Consider the following 6341-nt stretch of genomic DNA (forward strand, 5'->3'; position numbering starts at 1 on the left):
AGAGAAAGCCAACCGAGAAAACCTATCAACCACCACACCCAAACCCAGACTTAAGTGGAAAAGACTATAGTCGGGCAAACTTACAAAACAAAGATTTATCTGGCAGAAACATGAGTTATGCGAACTTGAGTGGTGCGAATCTCAGTGATACTTTCATGCACAAAGTGAATCTTAGAGGTGCAAATTTGTCTGAGGCAAATTTATTTAGAGCTAACCTACTTTTAGCTGATCTGAGGGAAGCCAATTTCCGGGGTGCTAATTTAGTTGGAGCAGATTTGAGTGGAGCAGATTTGCGGGGAGCGAACTTCATGGGAGCGCGGATGAAATCTGGTGACAGACTTCTTGTTAAACTGGTTGGAGCTAACTTAGCTGGGGCAATTATGCCTGATGGCAAAATTTATGAATAAGTTAAGACAATGAACGTTGCGATTATTGGTTGCGGATATGTCGGTTGTGCAATTGCTCGATATTGGCAACAAACAATGACTTTTGTAGTCACTGCTACTACAACCACTCCTGAACGTGTCCCGGCGCTGCAAGCAGTAGCCCAACGAGTCGAAGTCGTCAAAGGAAATGACCCAGAAGGTCTAAAATCAGTCTTGAAAAATCAAGATGTTGTGCTTTTGAGTGTCGGTGCAAAGAGTGCCGATGTTTACGAAGATACCTATTTACATACTGCTCAGACTTTAGTCTCTGTTCTCAAACAGATTCCTAGTATACAGCAACTGATATACACAGGCAGCTATGCTGTTTATGGTGACAGACAGGGAGCATGGGTGGATGAAGAATCACCACCAACACCTGTCAATCAAAATGGACAAATTATTAGCGATACCGAGCAACTTTTACTATCAGCATCCAGTGCAAACCTCCGTGTTTGTATTTTGCGATTGGGAGGAATTTACGGTCCAGGTCGAGAACTGGTAAAAATCTTTGGTCGATATGCTGACACAACCCGACCTGGCAATGGCAAGGATACAACAAATTGGATTCACCTGGATGACATTATTGCTGCTATAGAGTTCGCTCGTAACGCTCAACTGCAAGGCATTTATAACTTAGTTGATGATGCCCATCTCACAACTGGAGAATTACTTGAAGGTGTGTTTGAAACGCACAATCTACCCAAAGTCACATGGGATTCCTCCCAAGAGAGTAAGCGCCCATATAACGCCAAGGTGTCTAATCAAAAGATAAAAGATGCGGGATATAAATTAATTCATCCCCAGATAATTTTTTAGCTGTTCTTAGGTGCAGTCCCATGATTTATCAAGAGAAAACAGTATCTGCTACCCAGTTCTACAATTGGAAAAATTATCGCTGCGCCTATGAGGTTGATAACCCAAGTCAATCAACTCCTGAGGGTATTCCCCTATTATTAATACACCCGATTGGCGTTGGATTATCCCGGCAGTTTTGGCAGCGTTTTTCTAGCGAATGGTATAAACAAGGTCGTCGCAATCCCATTTACAACCCCGATTTATTGGGATGCGGTGAAAGCGATATGCCCCATGTGGCTTACACTCCAAGTGATTGGGCAGAACAATTGCAACACTTTTTAAACACGGTGGTGCAAAAACCTGTCATTTTGGTCGTACAGGGTGCTTTATTTCCAGTTGCAATAGAATTAGTTCAAAAAGAAGCAAACTTAATTGCTGGACTTGCATTGTCTGGCCCTCCAGCTTGGGCAGTTATTACGAAAAAAACACCTCAATGGCAAGATAAACTTATCTGGAATCTATTAGATTCGCCTTTTGGTAATCCTTTTTATCGTTATGCCCGAAGAGAAAAGTTTTTGCGTAATTTCTCAACACGTCAACTGTTTGACTCAGCAGATGCAGTTGATGCTGAATGGATAAACACCTTGCAAAAAGGTGCAGCAAATAGTGATAGTCGTCATGCAGTTTTCTCTTTTTTAGCTGGCTTTTGGCGCAAAGATTACAGTCAAGCTATTGCTTCTATCAAGCAACCAACACTGGTAGTTGTAGGCGAAACAGCATCTAGTATTAGCCAAGAAGGTAAACAAGAAAAACCAGATGAACGCTTAGCTGATTACCTAGCTTGTTTGCCAAATGGTCGTGGAATCAAAATTCCTGGTCGGAATGTTTTACCATATGAGTCAACGGCTGAATTTGTTGAGGCGATAAGCCGGAGGCTTGACGCTACGCGTATCGCACCATTTGTCAATGATGTTTCATAAATGTCCCCACCCTGCTTTCCTTCATGCAGGTGGGTGTTTGAAGTAAAAATGTGCAGGAATCGTGAGTCATCATTGATAGAAATTGAGGATTACTTAGAAAAGTTTGGTTCTGCAATTTCCGGCCAGTTTTCAAAATTGCGCCTCACCCAATCCATCCCTACTTCGTTGTTTAGCTTAATTTTTTGGGGCGTATTTGGGTAAATTTTTCCCAAAATATCAACATCTTGCTCAACTATAACTTTGGCAAAGTTGAGAAACATCTGCCCAAAAACCTTAAACGCAGGGTTTTTTGGTAGCCCATACATTAGTACATAGGTTCGTGTCCGAATTTTAGACTCTGGGACAAACATGTGGATTTGGGCAACTTTACCCAGTCCGTTTTCTGCATGAGCTATGATTAAAGATGGAAAGTGATTTTCTAAATGAGGCTTCAAAACTTTTGGTAGCAACAACACACTTGGATTTTTCAGTTTTTCAGCCAAGCTAGTTGGTGCTGTTGGCATTTCAAAAAACGCATGGGAGTGATGCCCACTGTCAATAAACGACTCAAAATGCACTTCCTCAATCTTAAACAAAGGTCGATGAGTTCCGTTTTGGTGATTGTAATCGTGCATATTTAGCAGCATACTGAGCAAATCAGTCTCCACACTCGTATCAGCTGTATGACCGATAAACTCATATTTAGAAGCAATTTCATTCAGGATATTGGGAATCGGTATTTTGGGTTCAAAGCCGCCATACGACCAAATAAAATCACCCTGAATAATCAGTTCTAAGGGCTTGAGTTGCGGCAGAGTTTTCTTGTTGGAACCGGGCAAAATTGTGCAACCTTCACCATCAAACTCAAGTGCATGAAAAGGACAAACGACTGCACTCGATTTATCTTCACGTTCTTGGCACCAGCCTTCAGATAACATAGCACCCATGTGTGGACAAGCGTTGGGTAAGGCATTCACTTTGCCTGTTCTATCTTGCCAAAGTACATAATCACTGCCGTAAAGAGATACTTTTTTTGGCTTGTTGACTTCCAACATAGACTTATGTGCTAATAGCCAGGGTGCACCAGCAAGCATAGACATGGTGTTAAACTCCTAAATAGTTTATGAACTAAATCTTCTGTTTCTTACCTTCGTGCCCTATGCGCTAAGGCGCACGCTACGCGAATGTGTCTTTGCGGTTTATTCAAAAAAAGCAGTGTTCAGAACCTAAGTCATATTGCTTTATGGCGCAAGCAGATTTGACTTGCGGTGGATGTACAACGTATATCTGACCTATGTTGAAATACCTTTATCAGGCAACTCAACTAGGCTCAGGTAGAATCGTCCCATAAAATGTGACTAATTATTCGCTTTTATTTTAATTTATGAGTAAAAATTCATATTTGTCAAGAGGAATATTGGAAAGGATGTAAAGGTGTAGAGAAGATAACTATGAATTCGCCAAAAAAGAAAAACGCATCTATGCGCCGTCAACCCAAGCAAAAGCGCAGTCAGCAACGTGTTGATCGCATTTTAGACGCAGCAGCGGAGGTTTTTAATCAAGTGGGTTACGAAGCGGCGACAACTCATGCGATCGCCCAGAGTGCTGACACAGCCATAGGTTCGCTTTACCAGTTTTTTCCAGATAAATTGGCGATTTTCCATGCTTTGGAATTGCGTCATGTGGAGCGAGTACACGCCGTATGGGCAAAGCTGGATCAGCCAGAAATCATTCAACTTCCGTTTGAGACATTTATCCGCACTTTAAGAACAACATTCCAGCAACTTTTTGAGCAACCCACGTCTCGCATGGTTTTTGTGCAATACTTCACTTCCACAGCTATCTTCCAAAGCATTGATGATAGCTTTACTGAGGAAGCGATTAACTTTACAGCAAAACTACTGCAAGAGCGTAATCCCGCCTTGAGTACTCAACAGTGCCATTTACTAGGTGAAGTCTGCACCCATGCCTTCAATACTTTGCTACTCCATGCACTCCGCAGCAATGAAACTCACCGTCAGCAGATTTTTGAGCAAATCGAAGCGTTACTGATAGCATACTTACGCCCTCATATGGGGGATGAGGCTTTGCACAATAAAGTAATGATAGTAATGAAATGTCCCCACTGTGATGGAGAGAGCATCTCTAAAAATGGGCATCGTCATGGCAAGCAGCGTTACATCTGCAAAGACTGCGGTAAGCAATTCCCTGAAGCTTATTCATTGCAAGGATATGGAGATGAAGTCAAGCAGCAATGTTTGGAACTGTATTGCAATGGTGTTGGTTTTCGGGAAATTGAAAGAAGAACCGGAGTCTCGCATAATACGGTGATTCATTGGGTGAAGCAGACTGGTACCAGTTCCTAGCAACTTAATAACCCAGTTGCTTCAACCCACCAAGTTATAGGTGCATGATTTCTGATCCGTTTAACTTTGAGTTGTACTTAGGAATTCAACTCGGCTGGCTGTTCCTGTGAGGCACAGAGTCTGATAAGTTTGTAGCTGCCCTTCAAGGATGGGAGGAGCGCCGCGCTGGGGAGTGCGCTGGGTGGTCAGAATCGCCTCAGTCTGAATGGGGTTCTCTCGACTAGATGGCAGGTTGATGGTTGGTACTAGCAAGGTCAGCCTGACTTCCTTCCCTGTATCAGCGTCAGGTTCGATGAGTACTGTAACCAGCTTACCAATAGCGGTCTCTAGCGTGCTGATTTCGTCGCCCCTGAATTGGCGGCTGAGGTTGTCAGTGTTATAAGTGAACTGTGCCTCACCGATGAAACTAGTAGTCGAATAGGTGATTTGTGTGTCTTTGGCGTGGAGTTCAAAGTTATTCGGCTCAATGATTTGTTCGGTCATGGTTGTGTCCTCATTTTGGTAGTGTTAGTGATTTATTTAATAGATGCGCGATACGCCTTTGGCGTCTGCCCTTTGGGCAATCACCCTATTGATAACCTGCTGTATTCTTGATAGCTGTAATTAAAATCAACTTATGCACTTGCCCTACGCCCAAAATCACGGGAGAGTGCGTTAGTTGGATAGTCAACCAAGGCAATGCCACTAAGTAAAATTGATCGCCTAGGAGCGAAACACTTTCACCGAGGAACAGGAGTAGGAAGTCGCGTACCAACAGCGGCTGCCAAATCTGCAGTCGGTTTTTGCTTGGAACTGTTGATTTTCCCAAAAACACCATCTTTAACTAATTTTGGTTCGCGGATAGTATTACCTTGGCGAATATCAAAATTGGGGATATCATGCAGCAACATATTAATTTGTGCAAACACCCAAATATGCGAACTAACTTCTTGACCATAAAACGATACTTGATGCACGTCACCTCTTCGCTGCTGAATTTGCCGCGCACACTCGACTAGAAAACCACCTGAACCACAGGTTGGGTCACAAATACTCATCCCTGTGTGTGGATTAAGCAAGCTAACCAATAAATTTGCTATTACTTGTAGATATAAAATTCCTATGGTGACAAATATAGAAAATTCTAATAATCAAGAGTTAGTCGGTTTTATCTGGAGCATTGCCGACAAACTCCGAGGCCCTTACCGTCCACCCCAGTACCGCCGGGTGATGTTGCCTCTGATTGTATTGCGTCGTTTAGATGCTGTTTTAGAACCGACTAAGAAAGCTGTACTTGAGGCGAAGGCGAAATATGAGGCGATGGGCTTAGAGGGGGATGCTTTTGAGAAAGCGATCTCTAAAGTTGCAATTGGAGGCGATCGGCAACAGCCGTTGTATAACCTTAGTGAATTTACGTTTCAGAAATTATTAGAAGATTCTGAGGGGCTGGCGGATAATCTCAGAGATTATATCAATAAGTTTTCGCCTCTGGCACGGGATATTTTTGAGAAATTTGAGTTTGATAATGAAATCCAGAAGTTAGATGAAGCTAACCGTCTTTTTGAGGTGATGAAGGCGATTAATAGTCCTGAAGTTGATTTATCTCCAGCGAAACTCTCTAATCTGCGAATGGGCTATCTGTTTGAGGAACTGGTGAGAAAGTTTAACGAGCAGGCGAACGAAGAGGCGGGAGATCACTTTACACCCCGTGAAGTCATTCGACTCATGGTGAATCTGGTTTTCTGTGACGAGCAGGATATCTTTAACAATACCTTTGCCAATTTACGAGGCTGGAACGGTACTAGAAGCATTGTGAA

The 6341-nt window shown here is 42.8% G+C and carries 8 protein-coding genes; 5 read left to right on the forward strand and 3 right to left on the reverse strand.

Annotated elements, in window-relative coordinates; all coding sequences use genetic code 11:
• From AC5JM2_RS04635 to AC5JM2_RS04645, 3 genes are all read left to right on the forward strand, one after another.
• A partial coding sequence (locus AC5JM2_RS04635) for a pentapeptide repeat-containing protein (RefSeq protein ID WP_495833743.1) occupies window positions 1–407 on the forward strand: 407 nt, incomplete at its 5' end.
• Window positions 408–416: 9 nt separating this feature from the next.
• Window positions 417–1241 (forward strand): SDR family oxidoreductase, encoded by an 825-nt coding sequence (locus AC5JM2_RS04640; protein WP_495833744.1) that lies wholly within the window; start codon window positions 417–419, stop codon window positions 1239–1241.
• A 20-nt stretch (window positions 1242–1261) separates the two neighbouring features.
• Entirely contained in the window at window positions 1262–2200 is a 939-nt protein-coding gene (locus AC5JM2_RS04645) for an alpha/beta fold hydrolase (RefSeq protein WP_495833745.1), read from the forward strand.
• Between the two features lie 89 nt (window positions 2201–2289).
• Here AC5JM2_RS04645 and AC5JM2_RS04650 read toward each other — a convergent pair whose 3' ends face one another.
• On the reverse strand, window positions 2290–3273 hold the full coding sequence (locus AC5JM2_RS04650) for a Rieske 2Fe-2S domain-containing protein (protein ID WP_495833751.1): 984 nt from the start codon (window positions 3271–3273) through the stop codon (window positions 2290–2292).
• A 357-nt stretch (window positions 3274–3630) separates the two neighbouring features.
• On the opposite strand from AC5JM2_RS04650, the gene AC5JM2_RS04655 reads away from it, so the two are divergent.
• The gene (locus tag AC5JM2_RS04655; protein WP_495833746.1) at window positions 3631–4545 is read left to right on the forward strand and encodes a TetR/AcrR family transcriptional regulator; all 915 of its coding nucleotides are present in this window, start codon (window positions 3631–3633) and stop codon (window positions 4543–4545) included.
• Between the two features lie 60 nt (window positions 4546–4605).
• Here the strand turns inward: AC5JM2_RS04655 and AC5JM2_RS04660 are convergent, their stop codons facing one another.
• Window positions 4606–5028 (reverse strand): hypothetical protein, encoded by a 423-nt coding sequence (locus AC5JM2_RS04660; protein ID WP_495833747.1) that lies wholly within the window; start codon window positions 5026–5028, stop codon window positions 4606–4608.
• A 236-nt stretch (window positions 5029–5264) separates the two neighbouring features.
• Window positions 5265–5612 (reverse strand): HsdM family class I SAM-dependent methyltransferase, encoded by a 348-nt coding sequence (locus AC5JM2_RS04665; RefSeq protein WP_495833748.1) that lies wholly within the window; start codon window positions 5610–5612, stop codon window positions 5265–5267.
• A gap of 34 nt (window positions 5613–5646) precedes the next feature.
• Between AC5JM2_RS04665 and AC5JM2_RS04670 the strand changes: the two genes are divergently transcribed.
• A partial coding sequence (locus tag AC5JM2_RS04670) for a type I restriction-modification system subunit M N-terminal domain-containing protein (RefSeq protein WP_495833749.1) occupies window positions 5647–6341 on the forward strand: 695 nt, incomplete at its 3' end.

The organism is Brasilonema angustatum, assembly GCF_059505445.1.

Coding starts and splice junctions, on each gene's coding strand:
- AC5JM2_RS04640 (WP_495833744.1), top strand. CDS start 417: ATGAACGTTGCGATTATTGGTTGCGGATATGTCGGTTGTGCAATTGCT.
- AC5JM2_RS04645 (WP_495833745.1), top strand. CDS start 1,262: ATGATTTATCAAGAGAAAACAGTATCTGCTACCCAGTTCTACAATTGG.
- AC5JM2_RS04650 (WP_495833751.1), bottom strand. CDS start 3,273: ATGCTTGCTGGTGCACCCTGGCTATTAGCACATAAGTCTATGTTGGAA.
- AC5JM2_RS04655 (WP_495833746.1), top strand. CDS start 3,631: ATGAATTCGCCAAAAAAGAAAAACGCATCTATGCGCCGTCAACCCAAG.
- AC5JM2_RS04660 (WP_495833747.1), bottom strand. CDS start 5,028: ATGACCGAACAAATCATTGAGCCGAATAACTTTGAACTCCACGCCAAA.